Here is a 16,515-nt window from a genome sequence, read left to right as displayed (position 1 = left end):
TCGACCCGCCGGTCACATCGTGATCAGTGCGATGGTCAGGACCACGACGGCGATGGCGGCGATCGCGATGAGTGTCAGCACGAGCGCCATCGGCGGGGTGGGGACGGACCGGCGCGACGGCGCAGGGGCCGACGGGTTCATGGCCAGGCTCGGCGGCCCGGGCACCCGGGGACCGGGGCGGGGGACATTGCCGAGGGGGACGTTCTGGTCCACCGCGGGCAGGCCCGCGATGGTGCTGGTGGGCAGCCGGTTCGAGCGGCGCATCTGCCCGCTCGCGGCGCCGCGCCTGGCCCAGAACGGGACCGTGCCGTCGGCCTCCAGCAGTGGCGAGTCGAGGACATAGGCGAGGTTGCCGCCAGCGCCTGCCGCGAGTGAGGCGAGCAGGTCGCGGGCCTCGCTCATGGTGGGCCTGCGGGAGGGGTCCGGCTCGAGCATGTGCAGCAGTGCGTCGGTGATCTCGGCGCTCTTGACCGGCCGCATGATCTCCGCCCTCGCCACCCGGTGCAACAGGGCGATGGAGTCCTCGTCGATCCCGAACGGCGGCTGTCCCTCGGTGGCCGTGTACAGCGTTGCACCGAGCGAGAACACGTCCGAGGCCTCGGTGGGATCGCCCCCGCGCGCGACCTCAGGCGCGAAATAGGCCGGGGTGCCGGTGATCACGCCGGTCTGGGCGGGGGTGGCATCGCTCTTGGCCCGGGAGATCCCGAAGTCGCTGATCTTCACCGTGCCCGCCGCCCGCCCCCGATCGGCGATGAGGATGTTGCCCGGCTTGATGTCGCGGTGCACGATGCCGGCCGCGTGCGCGTCGACAAGGGCGTCGGCCACCTGTGCCCCGATCTGCGCGACCTGGAGCGGCGGCAGCGTCTCGGTGACATTGAGGGCCTGGGCCATGCTGCGTGAGGGCAGGTACTCCATGACCAGCCACGGGTCGCCGTGTTCGAGCGCGACGTCGTACATGGCGATCGCGTGGTCGTGCGACAGCTTCGCCGCGATCCGGCCCTCGCGCATGGCCCGCGCCCGGATCTCCTGCGCGGCCTCCTCGGTCAGCCCGGCCGTCGAGGTGACCTGTTTGATGGCGACCTCACGGTGCAGCAGCGTGTCCTGTGCCAGCCAGACCGCGCCCATGCCGCCGCTGCCCAGCTTGGAGCGCAGTCGGTAGCGGCCCGCCACCAGGTAATCCGGTCCGGCGATCCGCTTCGACTGTTCTTGCTCCGTCACATCCGAGAGGTTAGTGGAGGGCGCGGCCGGACGTCTCGAGCGGACGCTGAACTGGCGGTTTCCCCTCGTCTTGACGGATGTCGGGAGGAGGGTCTTTACTGAGAAGAGTTCGAATGCGTGTTCGATAACCGCGTCTTCCCCGTGGGTGATCGACCGGCCGTGACGGCGGTGGAGCAAAGGTGGGAGACGGTGGTGTCGGTGGTTGGTGCGATGTCCGAGGTGGCCGATTCGGGACGGTCCGACCTGGCCGGGTTGTCGAGACAGGAACGGCTCGAGCAGCTCCGGCGCCGGATGGCGGCCGTGCCCGCGCGGGGCGAATCGGTTGCGGCCCGGCCCGTGCCGCAGCCGGCCGAGGACCAGGGGCGTCCGCAGCCCGCCGGGTCCGCGGGCATCCTTCCCGTTCCGCCCGCGCTGGCGTCGCTGCTGCCGCGCGGGGGGCTGACACGGGGTTCGGTGGTGTCCGTGTCGGGGGCCGGCTCGTTGTTGCTCGGCCTGCTCGCCTCGGTGACCGAGGCAGGAGGTCACGCGGCGGTGATCGGCCTGCCCCGGCTCGGCCTGCTGGCCGCAACGGAGATGGGGGCCGAGCTCGGCAGGCTCGCGCTGATCCCGGACCCGGGCCAGGACCCGGTGGAGGTCGCGGCCGTCCTGCTCGACGGGCTGGACCTGGTGGTGCTCGGTCTCGGCGGGCTCGCGGTGCCGCCCTCCCGGGCGCGTGCGGTGGTGGCGCGGGCGCGGAGCAAGGGCTCGACCCTGGTGGTGACGGACGGACACTGGGACGGCGCCGAGGTCAGGCTCGAGGCAAGGGTGTGCGGCTACGACGGGATGGGGCAGGGCGCCGAACTGGGGCGCGGGCGGCTGCGCGCGCTCCGGCTGGCGGTCAGCGCGAGGGGCCGGTCGTTCCAGCCCCGCACCACCCGTCTCGATCTGCGGCCGGTTCGCGGCCGGGTGGAGTGGACGGCGGAAACGGTGCGGCAGCCCGGGGTGTTCCCGGAGGCGGTGTCGCTGTGACCCCCGGCGAATCCGCGCGCGTGTTGGCGCTGTGGTGTCCCGACTGGCCCGCGATCGCGGCCGCGGCGGCGGCGGATCTGCCCCCGACGGAACCCGTCGCGGTGACGCTGGGCAATCGTGTCGTGGCCTGCTCGGCGACGGCACGGTCGGAGGGGGTGCGCAGGGGATTGCGCAAGAGGGAGGCGCAGGGGCGCTGCCCGGGGCTGCACGTGTTCGTGTTCAACGTTGGCCGGGACGCCCGGCTGTTCGAGCCGGTTGCCGCGGCGATCGATGCGGTGGCGCCGGGCGTGGAGGTGTTGCGGCCGGGGTTGCTGGTGCTCGCCGCGCGCGGGGTCAGCCGCTATTTCGGGTCCGAGTCCGCCGCCGCCGAGCGGCTGATCGACGAGGCCTCGGCGGCGGGGGTGGAGTGCCAGGTGGGGATCGCGGACGAGCTGTCCACCGCGGTGATCGCCGCCCGCAGGGCAGCCCTGGTCCCCCCGGGAGCGGGTGCCGAGTTCCTCGCCCCGATCCCGGTGGCCGAGCTCGCCGCGGAGCCGAGCCTGGCGGCGAAGGGGCGCACGGACCTGGTCGATCTGTTGCACCGGTTGGGGCTGCGGACCATCGGCGACTTCGCGGCGCTGACCCCGGTGGCGGTGGCGTCCCGGTTCGGTTCCGATGCGGTGTCGGCGCACCGCAGCGCGCGCGGGGAGCCCGAGCGCCCGCCGTCGGCGCGGCGGCTGCCACCGGACCTGGACGTCGAGCAGCGCTGTGACCCACCGATCGAGCGGGTGGACGCGGCGGCCTTCGCGGGGCGGGCGCTGGCCGAGCGGCTGCACGCCAAGCTGTCCGCCGCGGCGGTCGCGTGCACCAGGCTGCTGGTCCACGCGAGCACCGGTAACGGGGAGCATCTTTCGCGGACCTGGCGGTGCGCGGAACCGCTCACGCCCGAGGGCACGGCGGACCGGGTGCGCTGGCAGCTGGACGGCTGGCTCACCGGACGCAGCGAGTCGCGGCCGACGGCGGGCATCGAGGTGTTGCGCCTCGAGCCCGTGGAGGTGGTCGCGGCGGGTGCGCTGCAACTGGGGTTGTGGGGCGGGGTCGGCGCCGAGGACGAGCGGGCCAGGCGGGCGCTGGTGCGCGTGCAGGGTCTGCTCGGGGGTGACGCGGTTCAGGTGGCGGTGCTCAGCGGCGGCAGGGGGCCGTTCGAGCGGGTCACTCTGTTACCGCTCGGGGATGAGCTGCGGCCGGCCGCGGACCCCTCGGCGCCCTGGCCCGGGCGGCTGCCCGAACCGTCGCCCTCGGCCGTGCTGTCGGGCCGGCCACGGGTGGCGTTGGAGGGGGAGGGCGGCGCGGCCGTGCTGGTCACCGAGCGCGGTGCGTTCAGTGTGGCGCCGGTCCGGCTGCGCTGGGGCAGGCGGGAGTGGGAGCTGCAGGGCTGGGCGGGGCCGTGGCCGGTGGACGAGCGGTGGTGGGATCCGGCGGCGGCGCAGCGGGCGGCCAGGGCGCAGGTGCTGCTGGACGAGCCGAGGGCGTTGCTGCTGATCTGCGCCGAGGGGGTCTGGACCGTGGAGGGCGTGTACGAGTGAGGTCCGGGTGTCGCGCGCCACCTTGCTGGGTACCCCCTATGGGTATATTGTCGGGTCATGGCTTCGGATCGCGGAACTCATGCCGGACATCAGGCACCCGCCGAACATGCGGGGCACGGACACGATCAGGCGACGGTCGTCGGCGGCCACGAGGTGCACGATCAAGGCCGCAACGGACACGAAGGTCATGGCGGACACGGCGACCATGCTGATCACGTCGGGCAGTTCCGACGACTGTTCTGGATCATGCTCGCGATCGCCGTTCCTGTGGTGCTCGCCAACGCGATGTTCGCCGACCTGATCGGGTACACGCTGCCGCACAGCGGACCCGTCACCTGGATCTCACCGGTCCTCGGCACGGTGATGTACGTCTGGGGCGGCAAACCGTTCCTCACCGGCGCCGTTGCCGAGATCAAGGCCCGCCGGCCCGGGATGATGCTGCTGATCGCGCTGGCCATCACCGTGGCGTTCGTCGCATCCTGGGGCGCGAGCCTCGGAATCCTGAACCACGAGTTGGACTTCTGGTGGGAGCTCGCGCTCCTCATCGTGATCATGCTGCTCGGGCACTGGATCGAGATGCGCTCGCTGGGGCAGGCGTCGAGCGCGCTCGAATCCCTCGCGGCACTGCTGCCGGACGAGGCGGAGCGGCTCGACGGCGACGAGCCGGTCACCGTGCCGACCTCCGAGCTGACGACCGGCGACCTCGTCATCGTCCGGCCCGGCGGCCGGATCCCGGCGGACGGCACAGTCGTCTCCGGCGCCGCCGACGTGGACGAGTCGATGATCACCGGCGAGTCGGCGGCGGTCCGCCGCGCGGTGGGCGACCGCGTCGTCGCGGGCACCGTCACCACCGATTCGGCTCTGCGCGTGCAGATCACCGCGGTCGGGGACGACACCGCGCTCGCGGGCATCCAGCGGCTGGTGAGCGAGGCGCAGAGTTCGTCGTCGCGGGCCCAGGTGCTGGCGGACCGCGCCGCGGGCTGGCTGTTCTGGTTCGCGCTCGGCGCCGCGGTGCTCACCGCCGTCGCCTGGCTGATCCTCGGCACCCCCGAATCCGCGGTCACCCGCACCATCACCGTTCTCGTCATCGCCTGCCCGCACGCGCTCGGCCTGGCGATCCCGCTTGTCGTCTCCATCGCCACCGAGCGGGCGGCCCGCGCCGGTGTGCTCATCACCGACCGCCGCGCCCTCGAGTCGATGCGCACGGTCGACGCCGTGCTGTTCGACAAGACCGGCACCCTCACCAAGGGGGAGCCCGCCGTCGTCTCCGTCGCGGCGGCGCCCGGGCACACCGAGGACCAGGTCATCGAGCTGGCCGCCGCCGTCGAGCGCGACAGCGAGCACCCCCTCGGCCGGGCCATCGTCGCCGCGGCCGAGCAGCGCGGACTCGCCGCGGCTCGGCAGAATGAGCGCACCGCGCTCGTGGCCACCGGTTTCCAGGCGCGCAACGGGGTGGGGGTCACCGCGACCGTCGCGGGCACGGAGGTCAGCGTCGGTGGACCGGGAATGCTCGCGAGCCACGGCCTCGCCGCCCTGACGCGGGCGGACGAATGGTCGGGCCAGGGATCGACCGTGCTGCACGTGATCCGAGACGGTGCGGTCGCCGGGGCCGTGGCCCTCGCCGACGAGATCCGCCCCGAATCGAAGGAGGCCATCGACGCCCTGCACGAGCGTGGCGTGCACGTCGCCATGATCACCGGGGATGCAGAGGCGGTTGCTCAGTCGGTCGCGCAGCGACTGGGCATCGACGAGGTCTTCGCCGGTGTCCTGCCGCAGGACAAGGGTGCCAAGGTCAAGGCCCTGCAGTCCGCAGGCCGCAAGGTGGCCATGGTGGGGGACGGTGTCAACGACGCGCCCGCGCTGGCGCAGGCCGATGTGGGGATCGCGATCGGTGCGGGCACCGACGTGGCCATCGCGTCCGCGGGTGTCGTGCTCGTCAGCGACGACCCACGTTCGGTGCTGTCGGTGATCGAACTCTCCCGTGCGACCTACCGGAAGATGATCCAGAACCTGAGCTGGGCGGCGGGATACAACCTGATCTCGGTGCCGCTCGCGGCCGGGGTGCTCGCGCCGTGGGGGTTCACCCTCCCGATGGAGGTCGGGGCGCTGTTGATGTCGGCCTCGACGGTCGTCGTCGCGATCAACGCGCAGCTGCTGCGGCGGCTGGACCTGCGGCCCTCGGCAGTTCTCGCGAAGCGGCCTGGGTAACCTCACCACGTGGCCGCGGACGAGATGGCCGAGGCTGCGAAGGGCGGTTGCGCACGGTGATGCTGATGACCGCCACGACCGCCGACGACGTCGAGCTCTCCTTTCGCGATTCCGGTGGCGACGACCAGGTTCCGGTGATCCTGGTGCACGGTATGGGCGGCGACAGTCACACCTGGGACCGGTTCGCCAGGACCCTCGTCGGCCGGGGGCGCCGGGTCATCGCCCTCGACCTGCGTGGCCACGGCCGCAGCGCGCACGCGCCGTCCTATCTGTTCCCCCAATTCGGCGACGACCTCCTGCACCTGTGCGACCACCTCCTGCTCGAACGGGTGGACCTGGTCGGGCACTCGCTCGGCGGGCACACGGCCTCGCTGGTCGCGCAGGCGCGCCCGGACCTGGTGCGGCGGTTGGTCCTCGAGGAGGCGCCGCTCCCGCTCCGGACCGGCGAGACGCTGGGGCGGATGAGCAGCAGGCTGCCGACGCCGGTCGAACTCTGGCACGCCGTGACCGGGGTGATCCGACACCCGCGCGCGGTCCTCGCGTTCGACCGGTCGATGACCCGCAGCGCGCTGGCCCAGTTCCGCGAACCGAACCCGGTGTGGTGGCAGAACCTGTCCGGGATCACCGCCCCTACCCTCGTGATCAGCGGCGGTCCGGGTGGGATGGTCGATCCGGACCGGCTGGCCGCTGCCACGGCCGCCATCCCGCGGTGCGAGGGCATCACGATCAAGGTCGGCCACAGCGTGCACCGCGACCGGCCGACTCAGTTCGAGGCCGCCGTCACGGCCTTCCTCGAGGGCTGATCGCCTGCGGCCGGGTCACCACCCCGCGCTGAACGAGTACCAGGGGCCGCGCAGGTGCCAGACCTGCACGCCCTCGCCCACCGGGTCGGGCGTCGCGGGCTCCCCGGCCGGCAGATAGGCCACACCGTCGTCGTCGAGGAAGCCGCTGTCGGCGACCACGAAGTAGACGTTGTCCCCGTGCGTTCGGACGTCTCGGACGTCGTAAACGCCGATCCGGCCGTCGAAGTCGGTCCGGTCGGTGCCGGATCGGATCTCCTCGACCGCCGCCGCGAAGTCCGACTGCGAGAGCTGCCACCGCGCCTGCAGTGGTGCGCCGAACACCAGCAGCGTGATGCTGCCCAACGCCACGAGCGGTACGGCGAGGATCCAATGGGACCAGGCGTTGCGCCGCACGAGAAAGGTCGTGGTCTTGACGGTCCAGCAGATCGCGATCAGCGCCGCGGGCCAGAGACAGAACAGGATCAGGATCCAGCTGTTCGGCGTCGGAAAGGTGAACGCCCACAACGCCGCTCCGCACACCAGCATGGTGGTGGCCAGCAATGACCATCCCGGCGGCCGGTCCCAGAACGTCGCCAACCACTGCCGCATCCGCAGACCCCCGTTGTTGTCGGCCCCGACCCGAACCCGGAGCCTACCCGCGGGGCCGCCAGCTCCCGGCTTGTCGCGCGTAGGTGGCGGGCGGTGTCCCGACCGCCGCGGTGAACGCGCGGATCAGGTGCGCCTGGTCGCTGTACCCGAGCCGGTCGGCCAGTTCGGCCCACACCACGGGGTGTCCGCTGTGCGCCTGCTCGGCGGCGTCGAGCAGGCGGTGGCGCTGGATCACCCATTTGGGCCCGATGCCGACGTACTCGGTGAACATCCGCTGCAGGCTGCGCACGCTCATCCCTGCCAGTGCGGCCACCTCGTCGACCCGGTGGATGCTCGGATCGTGCTCGATCCGGTCCAACAGCGTGGCCACCTTCTCGGTGGTCGGATCGGGGTCCGGCCGCGCGGCTTCGAGGTAGTCCTCGACGAGCGCGGTCATCTCGTCGTCGTCGACCGTGTCGAGCGCCGCGGCCGCGACCGGGCCGTCGCCCCGACCGAGGAGGTCCCCGGCGGGCAGCACGGTGCCCTCGAGCGCGCCGACGCTCGACCGTAGGAACGGACGGAATCCGCCCGCCCGGAATGCCACACCGATCACGTGCCCGGTTCCCATCAGCTTTCGGCTGAACGGGTCGCGGCTCACCCCGTGCACGAGCAGTCGGCCGTCCTCGGCGGCCAGGTGGATCCTCGGTTGCGGGAGCACCTGCTGTTCGTGAGTGCCGTCGACGGCCCAGTGCACGATCCAGATGTACTCGACGAAGGGCGCCAGCGACTCTCGGGGGTGCCGCCGCGCGACGGTGAACCGCTCGGCGGCCTCGTCGGGGTGCAGCACCGCCTCCGGTGTGCCGTGGGGTGGGGTCGATTCGGTCATCGCCATCGATCCTACGATCGGGATATGACACTGACTGCGCTCGACGGCAAGCTCATCGGCTGGTCCGCCGCATATCTGCTCTCGCAGGCCAACATCGCGCGGTTGCTCGGCCCCGCCGGGCCCAAGCTGCTCAAGACCCAGACCGCGATGTCCGCCAGGGCCTATCGGGACGTCCTCGACAGCATGGACGAGGCGGAGACGGCCCGGTTCCGCAGTCATTTCGGGCCGGACATGATCCATCCGGTCATCTACGGGGTCGCGCTGGTCACCGGTGCCAAGCGGCTCGGCCAGCTCACCGAGCTGTCCCCGGCCACCCGGCGCGCGCTGTACGCGGCCCCGGTCGTCGCCGCGGCCGCGGACTATGTGGAGAACGTGGTCGACCTGTACCTGCTCGACCACCGCGACCGCATCACCGACCCGGTGGTGCGCGCGACGTCGACGGTCAGCATCACCAAGTGGGTGCTGAGCATCGGTACCCTCGCGTACCTGTCGCAGGGCTTCGTCCGGGTGTGGGCGGGCATGGCGACCGGCCGCCGGTAGCGGCGCGTTTGTTCAATAACCTGTCGGGGGCGCCGCCTACGTTTGCACCATGGCTGGAAACACCCCCCGTCGCTCCGCTCGCCCCGCAGAACGCAGCATCGAGTACTTCCCGGACGAGGCGAGCTTCCGCGAGTGGCTGGCCGCGCACCACGACAGCTCACCCGGCATCTGGCTCAAGTTCGCGAAGAAGGGGTCGGCCCAGACCAGCCCCAGTTGGGACGAGGCCGTCGAGGTCGCGCTGTGCTTCGGCTGGATCGACGGTCAGGCCCGCAAGTGCGACGACGACTTCTCGCTGCGCGGCTTCACCCCCCGGCGCAGGCGCAGCCCGTGGTCGAAGCGGAACCGGGAGAAGGCCGAGCGGCTGATCGCCGAGGGGTTGGTGCAGCCGTCGGGGCTGGCGGAGATCGAGGCGGCCAGGGCCGACGGTCGCTGGGAGCGGGCCTACGAGGGGCAGTCCACCGCGACCGTGCCGCAGGACTTCCTGGATGCGCTGGCCCTGGTCCCGGCGGCGGAGGAGTTCTTCGGCACCCTGAACAAGGTCAACCGCTATGCGGTCTTCTACCGGCTGCAGGAGGCGAAGAAGCCGGAGACCCGCGCCCGCCGGATCGAGAAGTTCGTGCAGATGTTCGCCGAGGGCAAGAAGATCCATGGGTGACGCCGCGGGCACAATGGTCGGGTGACCGCCCCAGCTCCAGCGCCGACCTGCTCCGCGCTCTCCGCGACGGACGAGCCGCTTGCAGGGACCGCGGCGCACGTCACCGGCTGGCTGTGCCTCGAACACCCCGGCGCCTGGGGCCGCGACGTGCTCGGCGGCCAGGCGCTCGGGCCCGAGCTGTCGGCGGAGCTGGAACGACGGACCGAGGCCGCGGGCGTGCGGCTGCTGCTGATCCGCCGCCCGGGCCGGGCAGTTGAACCCCGCCCGGGCCGGGCCACGGCCCCGCCGGCCAGGCGCACCGTGCTGATCGGGCGGTCGGATCCGTCCAGTGCCTGGTGCGAGCGGCTGGAGGTGGCCGATCCCGCCGCCCTGCTTGACCTCGATCTCGAGCTGCCCGCGTCCGCGCCGGGGATCGGGCGGCCGGTGACCGACCCGGTGACCCTGGTGTGCGCACACGGCAAGCGCGACCAGTGCTGCGCGGTGCTCGGCAGGCCGATCGCGGCGGAGCTGTCCGAGCGGTTCGGGGATTCGGTGTGGGAGTGCTCGCACACCGGCGGTCACCGGTTCGCGCCGTCGATGATCCTGCTCCCGACGGGGTACACCTACGGACGGCTCGGCGCGTGGCAGAGCGCCGAGGCGGTGCTCGCGGCCGGTCGCGGTGAGGTCCAGCTCGAGGGGCTCCGCGGCCGGAGCTGCTGGGACTCGGCCGGCCAGGTCGCAGAAATCGCGGTGCGGGAGCAGGTTTCGGCGAGTGCCTCGGACCTCACGGTGGACGAGTCCGGCGCGCTGCCGGTGGTCCGCCACCGCGACGGGCGGGCCTGGGTGGTCGAGCTGTCGCGGACCGAACTGGAGGCACGCCCGCCGAGCTGCGGCGCCGCGTCGAAGGCCGTCGTCGCGCTGGTCGCGGAATCGGTCCGGCCGCTTGCCGCGTGATCGCCGCGCTCCCTGCGACACTGGGGTGCATGTCCGAGAACAGTGAACTGCCGCGGTACCGCGTCCTCACCGGGCCCGACGACGCCGAGTTCTGTCTGCGGGTCAGCGCCGCCCTCGACGCCGGCTACGACCTGCACGGATCGCCCGCCGTCACCTTCGACGGTGATCGGGTCATCGTGGCGCAGGCACTGATCCGCCCGCGCTAGCCCGACCGCACCGCCTCACCAGTGGGTGCCGGGCACCACGCGGGCGATCCGTCGTCCCACCTTCGAGACGGTGGAGTGCCTCGGTTTCGCAGCGGGTGTCGCCGCGGGCGGCGCGACGGGGACCGCGGCGCCGTTCTCGGTCACGCCCTTGGCGGCGGGGGAGTCCGGGAACGCCCGGTACATCCGGTGCAGCACCCGGTCTTTGACGCCGGGCGCGAACAGCTGGCCGTATTCGCCGAGGGTGCCCAGCGGGTCGTCGATCCGCTTGGGGCGCTCGATCAGCCCGCGAACCACCATCGCCGCGGCCTTCTCCGGGCTGATGACCTTGCCGATGTTCGCCTTCCCCGACGGCGTGATCATGGGGGTCTCGACGAGCGGCATGTGGATGGTGGTGAAGGTGATGCCCGCCGAAAGCGTCTCGGAGGCAATGGTGTCGGTGAATCCGTCGAGGGCGGCCTTGCTGGCGACGTAGGCGGAGAACCGGGGCGTGTGGCTCTGCACGGCGGCGCTGGAGATGTTCACGACATGACCGAAGCCGCGCTCGCGCATCTGGGGGAGCAGCGCCAGGACCAGCCGGACCGCGCCGAAGTAGTTGACGGCCATGGTGCGTTCGTAGTCGTGCAGCCGGTCGGTGGAGGCGAACACGCTGCGTCGGATCGATCGGCCGGCGTTGTTGACCAGCATGTCGACGTGGTCGTGCTCGTCGAGGATGGTCTTGACGGTCTGGTCGACCGATTCCCCGTCGGTGATGTCGCAGGGGTACCCGAACGCGGCGCCGCCCTCGGCCCGGATCTCGGCGACGGTGGCCTCGAGTTCCTCGGCGCCGCGGGCCAGCAGCAGCACGGTCGCGCCCTTGGCGGCGACGGCGCGCGCCGAGGCGCGCCCGATCCCCGACGACCCACCGGTGATCATCACGTGCCTGCCGGCCAGGGGGCCGGACCGGCGGCTGCGCGCCGGGTCGAGGTTGCGTTCCCAGTATGACCACAGGATGCCTGCGTAGGAACCGAAGGGCGGCACGGTGATCCCGGTACCGCGCAGCGCCTCCTGGGTCTTGGCGGAGTCGAAGGTGGTGGGCAGCGTGAGGTGGTCGAGGATGACCGGCGGGATGCCGAGCCTGCCCAGCACCACGTTCCTGGCGGCCTTGACGCTGCGCAACGGCGGTCGCATCACCGGGGCGGCGACGACGCCGGGCAGGTCGGCCACCGGATGCGGGGCGCCGGAGGCCTGGGCCAGGGCCGCGTACACCTCGCGCATCGGCTGCGGTTCGGGGTTCACCAGGTGGAAGGCCTCGCCGTCGTGGCCGGGCGCCGGCATCAGCGCGACGATGGCCTTGGCCACGAAGTCGACGGGGACCAGGTTGGTGGCGCCGAGGCTGGGCACCGCCACCGGGAGTCGGGAGGGCAGCTTGGCGAGCCCGGCGATGGCGGGGAACAGGTAGTACGGCCCGTCGATCTTGTCCATCTCGCCGGTGGTCGAATCCCCGACGACCGCGGCGGGACGGTACACCCGCCAGGTCAGCCCGGGGGCCTCGCGCACAAGCTTCTCGGCCTCGAACTTGGTCCGGTGATACGCGGTGGGGAAGCCCTGGCCGAGGTCGAAGTCGTCCTCGGTGAATGTGCCCTTGTAGTCGCCTGCGATCGCGATCGAGGACACGTGGTGCAGGGTGGCGCCGGTCCGCCGGGCGAGCTCGATGACCGACCTGGTGCCCTCGACGTTGGTGCTCGCCTGCTCGTCGCCCGCGGTCATGTCGTAGATCGCGCCGAGGTGCAGGAGGTGGTCGGCGGCGGGCGGTGTGGCGGCGAGGCCGAGCCCGGGCTCGGTGAGGTCGCCGATCAGCGGGTGCACCCGGTCGCCGCCCTCCCAGTCGGCGGCCAGGCGCTCGAGCCGGGTCACCGAGGCCGGTCGCACCAGCACGTGCACCTGGGCGTCGGGATCGCGGCGCAGCAGCAGCGCGAGCACGTGGCGGCCGAGGAACCCGGTCCCGCCGGTCACGATGTAGGTCGACATCAGCTCTCCTCCTGCATAGGGCTACGCCAGTTAACTTACTCCGAAGTAAGAACTTGTGGAAGGGGCGATATCGGCGCCTGGACGAGTGGAACCATGGAATCGGTGGTGTGGTTGACGGCGGAGGCCGCGGGTGAGTTGCTGACCTTGCAGTGTGCCGCGTATGTGACTGAGGCCCAGGCCCATAACGATCTGGACCTACCTCCGCTGACGCAGTCATTCGGCGAGTTGTCGAGCGAACTGTCCGAACCCGGTGTGACGGCGATCGGTCTACGCGATGAGGCCGTTCGCCTCGTGGCCGCCGTTCGCTTCCACATCTCGTCGGAGGAGCCGAACGTGGCAGAGCTGGGCAGACTGGTCGTTGCCCCGGATGTGCAGGGGCGAGGGTTGGGCAGTCGCCTGCTGGCCATCGTGGAGCAGCGCCTACCGGCGTCGGTGACCGACGTGCAGTTGTTCACGGGTGAGCGCAGCCTGGGCAACCTCCGGCTCTACGCCCGGTTCGGATATGAGGAAACCCATCGCACGCCGACTCCCGGCGGGCTACGCGTTGGTTCATCTCGCCAAGCGGGTGTGCTGAACGCCAACCGGTCAGTGCCCGATGCCGACCTTCTCGTGCAGCTTCCGCATCCATGCGGGCGCCCACCAGTTCGCCTCGCCCATCAGCTTGACCAGTGACGGGACGAGCAGCATCCGGACCACGGTCGCGTCGATGATCAGAGCCAGGATCATGCCGACACCGAGGAACCGCATGATCGACAGCCCGGAGATGGTGAAGGCACCGGTCACGATGATCAGCAGCGCCGCGGCTGTGGTCACGATCCGGCCCGTCCGCTCGGCGCCGAAGCGAACGGCCTCCTCGGTGGTCGCCCCGTTCGCCCGCGCCTCGACCATCCTCGACATGAGGAACACCTCGTAGTCGGTGGAGAGGCCGAATACCACCGCGAGGATCAGGACTACGAAGGTCGCCTCGAGCGGAGCTGGGGTCACGTCGAGCAGTTCGGCGCCGTGACCGTTCTGGAAGATCCAGGTCAGCACGCCGAACGTGGCGGCCATGCTCAGCCCGGCCATCGCCACCGCCTTGATCGGCAGGACGACCGACCCGAACGCGAGGAACAGCAGCACCAGGGTCGAGCCGACCATGATCGCGAGCATCAGGGGCAGCTTCGCGGTGACCGCGGCGTTGCCGTCGTCGACGAGGGCGGCGCCGCCGCCGACCAATACGTCGACGCCCGCCGGGGCCGGGATGGCCCGCACGTCGCGGACGACCTGGCCCGGGGTCGCCCCCTCGGCGTAGGTCGCGGACAGGACCGCGAAATCGTCGGCCGCCGCGACCATCCGCGCAGCGGCCACACCGTCGACGGCCCGCACCTGCGCACCGACCTCGCTGAGCTGGGCGGTGGTGGGTGGCGCCCCGTTCTCACCGCGCACCATCACCGTCGCGGCCTCACCGGTGGTGGGGAATTCGGTGGACAGCGTGTCTGCCGCGGTGCGGGCCGGGTCGTTCGGCGGCAGCGCGGTGTAGGTGACCTCGCCGAGGCTGGCGCCGAACAGCGGGGCGGCCAGCAGCAGCAGGCCCGCGGTGATGGTCACCGCCACCGTGGCCGGCCTGCGCATCACCTTGGTGACCACGCCGCCCCAGAACTTGCGGGCCCGCTCCTCGCCGCGTTCGACGGTTCCGCGCCGCCACGCGAGCGAGTTGATCCGGTGGCCGAGGACCGCGAGCAGCGCGGGCACCGCGGTGAGGGAGAGCACCGCGGCCCCCGTCACGGCGGCGATCGCACCGAAGCCGAGCGAACGGATGACCGCCTGCGGGAACACCAGCATGCCCGCGAAGGCGCAGACCAACAGCAATCCGGAGAACATCACGGTGCGGCCGGCCGTGTCCACCGTGCGGCGCACCGCGGCGCCGGGATCGGTGCCCGAGGCCAGCTCCTCCCGGAAGCGGCTGACGATGAACAGGCCGTAGTCGATGGCCAGGCCGAGACCGAGCAGGGAGGCGACGTTGATCGAGAACGAACTGACCTCGGTGACGGTGGTGAGCAGCCGCAGGATCGCCAGCGCGCTGAGCACCGCGAGCATTCCGACGAACACCGGCACGGCCGCGGCCGTGACGGTGCCGAAGACGACCACCAGGAGCAGCAGGGTGATCGGCAGCGCGATGGCCTCCGCGCGCACCAGGTCCTGCTGCAGGTGGACGTTGAACGAGTACCCGACGACGGTGCCGCCCGCGAACTCGGTGTCGATGCCCGGTGGGGTGAGCGCCGCGGTCATCTTGTCGAGCTCGGTGAACTCCGCGCCCGCGTCCCAGTCGATCGAGATCGTCGCGAGGGCCTTGGTGCCGTCGTTGGAGGTCATCAGCTTCGCGGTGTTCGGGTCGACGGACCAGTACGAGGCGGTGCCGAGGGTGGGTACCTGGTCGCGGAAGGCCGCCAGGTTCTGTTCGACCTCGGATCCGATGTCCGCGAGGGTCTTGCCCTCGGGCGCGGTGTAGATCGCGACGATGTCCGGTGACTGCGGGCCGAACTTCTCGTTGACCAGCGAGCTGACCTGTGCCGCTTCGCTGTTCGGGTCGATATAGCCGCCCTGGCTGAGCTTGCTGAACACCCCGAGTCCCCAGAGTCCGCTGATCACCACGGCGAGCACCGTCAGGATCAGGACCCACCATTTCCGGGAGACGACGAATTTGGCCCAGCGCGTCATGTAGGACTCTCTCGGATCGGGGGGTCGGATGCGCCCCGACTCTACCGATGGCCTGCGCGGGGCTTCCCCTGGTGCCCGGCCGCCGAAACGCGGAGAGTGGACCCATGGGCATTCCGGATGTCATGTCGGGATGGCGGGTCCGCGAGCCCGGGCCGATGCGCGGTGAGCCGGTGGAGCTCGCCGAGTTGCCGGTGCCGGAACCGGGCCCCTCGGAGCTGCTGGTGCGGGTGCGCGTGTGCGGGGTCTGCCGCACCGACCTGCACGTGGTCGAGGGCGATCTGCCCGTGCATCGCAGCCACGTGGTGCCCGGCCACGAGGTGGTGGGCGAGGTGGTCGGGTGGGGCGACGAGGCCGGCTCGGACTTCGGTCTCGGCGATCGGGTCGGGATCGGGTGGCTCCGGCGGACCTGTGGCGAGTGCCGGTACTGCCGCCGGGGTCGGGAGAACCTCTGCCCGCACTCGCGGTACACAGGATGGGACGTCGACGGCGGGTACGCGGAGTTCGCCACCGTGCCCGCCGCGTTCGCGCACCGGCTGCCCGACGGCTACCTGGACGAGGAGCTGGCGCCACTGCTGTGCGCCGGGATCATCGGCTACCGGGCGTTGACGTGTGCGGACGTGCCGGCGGGCGGGCGCCTGGGGATCTACGGCTTCGGCGGCAGCGCCCATCTCGCGGCGCAGGTCGCGTTGGCTCGGGGCGCCGAGGTCCACGTGATGACGAGGGGGGAGCGGGCCAGGGCCCTGGCGCTCGAGCTCGGCGCCTCCTCGGCATCCGGCGCCGCGGATCCGCCGCCGGTGCCGCTGGACTCGGCGATCCTGTTCGCCCCGGTCGGCGAGCTGGTCCCGACCGCGCTGGCCGCCCTGGATCGGGGCGGGACGCTGGCCGTCGCCGGCATCCACCTCTCCGACATCCCGCCCCTGAACTATCAGCGGCACCTGTTCCAGGAGCGCACGCTGCGATCGGTCACGGCCAACACCCGCGCCGACGCCCGCGAGTTCCTGGAATTCGCGGGGACGCATCGGCTGCTGGTCAGTGCGATGGGGTACTCGCTCGACGAGGCCGACCGGGCGCTGTCGGACCTGAAGGAGGGGCGGGTGACCGGCGCGGCGGTGCTCATCGTGTGAGGCCGGTTGACTCCTGCGCCCGGCTCGGACCATAATAGAACACACGTTCGATGCGACTTCCCCGCTCGAGCTCCGTCGCCGGGTCCCCGGCGGCGGAT

15 protein-coding genes are annotated in these 16,515 nt (G+C 71.7%); 10 read left to right on the top strand and 5 right to left on the bottom strand.

Going from position 1 to position 16,515, the window contains the following annotated elements; all coding sequences use genetic code 11:
* Positions 1-12 precede the first annotated feature (12 nt).
* Complete coding sequence (locus tag FCG67_RS03170) at positions 13-1,218, bottom strand: serine/threonine-protein kinase (RefSeq protein ID WP_211243092.1); 1,206 nt, start codon at positions 1,216-1,218, stop codon at positions 13-15.
* Between the two features lie 210 nt (positions 1,219-1,428).
* On the opposite strand from FCG67_RS03170, the gene FCG67_RS03165 reads away from it, so the two are divergent.
* Genes FCG67_RS03165 through FCG67_RS03150 form a run of 4 tightly spaced genes read left to right on the top strand, consistent with a single transcriptional unit; the run spans position 1,429 to position 6,802 of the window.
* Positions 1,429-2,226 carry a hypothetical protein gene (locus tag FCG67_RS03165; RefSeq protein ID WP_136907207.1) on the top strand — a complete coding sequence of 266 codons (798 nt, stop codon included), beginning with the start codon at positions 1,429-1,431 and terminating at the stop codon, positions 2,224-2,226.
* On the top strand, positions 2,223-3,791 hold the full coding sequence (locus tag FCG67_RS03160; RefSeq protein ID WP_136906985.1) for a DNA polymerase Y family protein: 1,569 nt from the start codon (positions 2,223-2,225) through the stop codon (positions 3,789-3,791). The genes FCG67_RS03165 and FCG67_RS03160 overlap by 4 nt, the downstream gene beginning before the upstream one ends.
* A 57-nt stretch (positions 3,792-3,848) precedes the next feature.
* The gene (locus tag FCG67_RS03155; RefSeq protein ID WP_136906983.1) at positions 3,849-5,999 is read left to right on the top strand and encodes a heavy metal translocating P-type ATPase; all 2,151 of its coding nucleotides are present in this window, start codon (positions 3,849-3,851) and stop codon (positions 5,997-5,999) included.
* 59 nt (positions 6,000-6,058) lie between these two features.
* Positions 6,059-6,802, top strand: coding sequence for an alpha/beta fold hydrolase (locus tag FCG67_RS03150; RefSeq protein ID WP_136907205.1), 744 nt, complete (start codon positions 6,059-6,061; stop codon positions 6,800-6,802).
* Between the two features lie 15 nt (positions 6,803-6,817).
* Here the strand turns inward: FCG67_RS03150 and FCG67_RS03145 are convergent, their stop codons facing one another.
* Positions 6,818-7,390, bottom strand: coding sequence for a hypothetical protein (locus FCG67_RS03145; RefSeq protein ID WP_136906981.1), 573 nt, complete (start codon positions 7,388-7,390; stop codon positions 6,818-6,820).
* 43 nt (positions 7,391-7,433) lie between these two features.
* Positions 7,434-8,255 carry a helix-turn-helix domain-containing protein gene (locus FCG67_RS03140; protein ID WP_136906979.1) on the bottom strand — a complete coding sequence of 274 codons (822 nt, stop codon included), beginning with the start codon at positions 8,253-8,255 and terminating at the stop codon, positions 7,434-7,436.
* A 24-nt stretch (positions 8,256-8,279) separates the two neighbouring features.
* Here FCG67_RS03140 and FCG67_RS03135 point away from each other — a divergent pair, with 24 nt between their 5' ends.
* Genes FCG67_RS03135 through FCG67_RS03120 form a run of 4 tightly spaced genes read left to right on the top strand, consistent with a single transcriptional unit; the run spans position 8,280 to position 10,589 of the window.
* Entirely contained in the window at positions 8,280-8,795 is a 516-nt protein-coding gene (locus tag FCG67_RS03135) for a hypothetical protein (RefSeq protein ID WP_136906977.1), read from the top strand.
* 49 nt (positions 8,796-8,844) lie between these two features.
* Positions 8,845-9,450: a YdeI/OmpD-associated family protein gene (locus FCG67_RS03130; protein WP_136906975.1), complete on the top strand. Its 606-nt coding sequence runs from the start codon at positions 8,845-8,847 to the stop codon at positions 9,448-9,450.
* A 21-nt stretch (positions 9,451-9,471) separates the two neighbouring features.
* On the top strand, positions 9,472-10,383 hold the full coding sequence (locus FCG67_RS03125; RefSeq protein WP_136906973.1) for a ferredoxin family protein: 912 nt from the start codon (positions 9,472-9,474) through the stop codon (positions 10,381-10,383).
* 29 nt (positions 10,384-10,412) lie between these two features.
* Positions 10,413-10,589 (top strand): DUF1737 domain-containing protein, encoded by a 177-nt coding sequence (locus tag FCG67_RS03120; protein ID WP_077043552.1) that lies wholly within the window; start codon positions 10,413-10,415, stop codon positions 10,587-10,589.
* A gap of 15 nt (positions 10,590-10,604) precedes the next feature.
* Here the strand turns inward: FCG67_RS03120 and FCG67_RS03115 are convergent, their stop codons facing one another.
* A complete protein-coding gene (locus FCG67_RS03115; protein WP_136906971.1) occupies positions 10,605-12,596 on the bottom strand; it encodes an SDR family oxidoreductase in 1,992 nt (663 codons plus the stop codon).
* A gap of 93 nt (positions 12,597-12,689) precedes the next feature.
* Between FCG67_RS03115 and FCG67_RS03110 the strand changes: the two genes are divergently transcribed.
* On the top strand, positions 12,690-13,268 hold the full coding sequence (locus FCG67_RS03110) for a GNAT family N-acetyltransferase (RefSeq protein WP_136906969.1): 579 nt from the start codon (positions 12,690-12,692) through the stop codon (positions 13,266-13,268).
* Here FCG67_RS03110 and FCG67_RS03105 read toward each other — a convergent pair.
* Complete coding sequence (locus FCG67_RS03105) at positions 13,182-15,293, bottom strand: MMPL family transporter (protein WP_136906967.1); 2,112 nt, start codon at positions 15,291-15,293, stop codon at positions 13,182-13,184. The two genes, FCG67_RS03110 and FCG67_RS03105, sit on opposite strands and share 87 nt — an antisense overlap.
* Positions 15,294-15,415: 122 nt before the next feature.
* On the opposite strand from FCG67_RS03105, the gene FCG67_RS03100 reads away from it, so the two are divergent.
* Positions 15,416-16,417 carry a zinc-binding alcohol dehydrogenase family protein gene (locus FCG67_RS03100; protein ID WP_136907203.1) on the top strand — a complete coding sequence of 334 codons (1,002 nt, stop codon included), beginning with the start codon at positions 15,416-15,418 and terminating at the stop codon, positions 16,415-16,417.
* Positions 16,418-16,515: the final 98 nt, after the last annotated feature.

Origin of the sequence: Rhodococcus oryzae (assembly GCF_005049235.1) — a bacterium.
Lineage (GTDB): Bacteria > Actinomycetota > Actinomycetes > Mycobacteriales > Mycobacteriaceae > Rhodococcus_G > Rhodococcus_G oryzae.
This window is presented reverse-complemented; position numbering and strand designations above follow the sequence as displayed.

What these genes read in the sequence shown, in the direction of transcription:
- FCG67_RS03165 (WP_136907207.1), top strand. Translation starts at nt 1,429, where the DNA reads ATGTCCGAGGTGGCCGATTCGGGACGGTCCGACCTGGCCGGGTTGTCG.
- FCG67_RS03155 (WP_136906983.1), top strand. Translation starts at nt 3,849, where the DNA reads ATGGCTTCGGATCGCGGAACTCATGCCGGACATCAGGCACCCGCCGAA.
- FCG67_RS03150 (WP_136907205.1), top strand. Translation starts at nt 6,059, where the DNA reads ATGCTGATGACCGCCACGACCGCCGACGACGTCGAGCTCTCCTTTCGC.
- FCG67_RS03145 (WP_136906981.1), bottom strand. Translation starts at nt 7,390, where the DNA reads ATGCGGCAGTGGTTGGCGACGTTCTGGGACCGGCCGCCGGGATGGTCA.
- FCG67_RS03140 (WP_136906979.1), bottom strand. Translation starts at nt 8,255, where the DNA reads ATGACCGAATCGACCCCACCCCACGGCACACCGGAGGCGGTGCTGCAC.
- FCG67_RS03135 (WP_136906977.1), top strand. Translation starts at nt 8,280, where the DNA reads ATGACACTGACTGCGCTCGACGGCAAGCTCATCGGCTGGTCCGCCGCA.
- FCG67_RS03130 (WP_136906975.1), top strand. Translation starts at nt 8,845, where the DNA reads ATGGCTGGAAACACCCCCCGTCGCTCCGCTCGCCCCGCAGAACGCAGC.
- FCG67_RS03120 (WP_077043552.1), top strand. Translation starts at nt 10,413, where the DNA reads ATGTCCGAGAACAGTGAACTGCCGCGGTACCGCGTCCTCACCGGGCCC.
- FCG67_RS03115 (WP_136906971.1), bottom strand. Translation starts at nt 12,596, where the DNA reads ATGTCGACCTACATCGTGACCGGCGGGACCGGGTTCCTCGGCCGCCAC.
- FCG67_RS03110 (WP_136906969.1), top strand. Translation starts at nt 12,690, where the DNA reads ATGGAATCGGTGGTGTGGTTGACGGCGGAGGCCGCGGGTGAGTTGCTG.
- FCG67_RS03105 (WP_136906967.1), bottom strand. Translation starts at nt 15,293, where the DNA reads ATGACGCGCTGGGCCAAATTCGTCGTCTCCCGGAAATGGTGGGTCCTG.
- FCG67_RS03100 (WP_136907203.1), top strand. Translation starts at nt 15,416, where the DNA reads ATGTCGGGATGGCGGGTCCGCGAGCCCGGGCCGATGCGCGGTGAGCCG.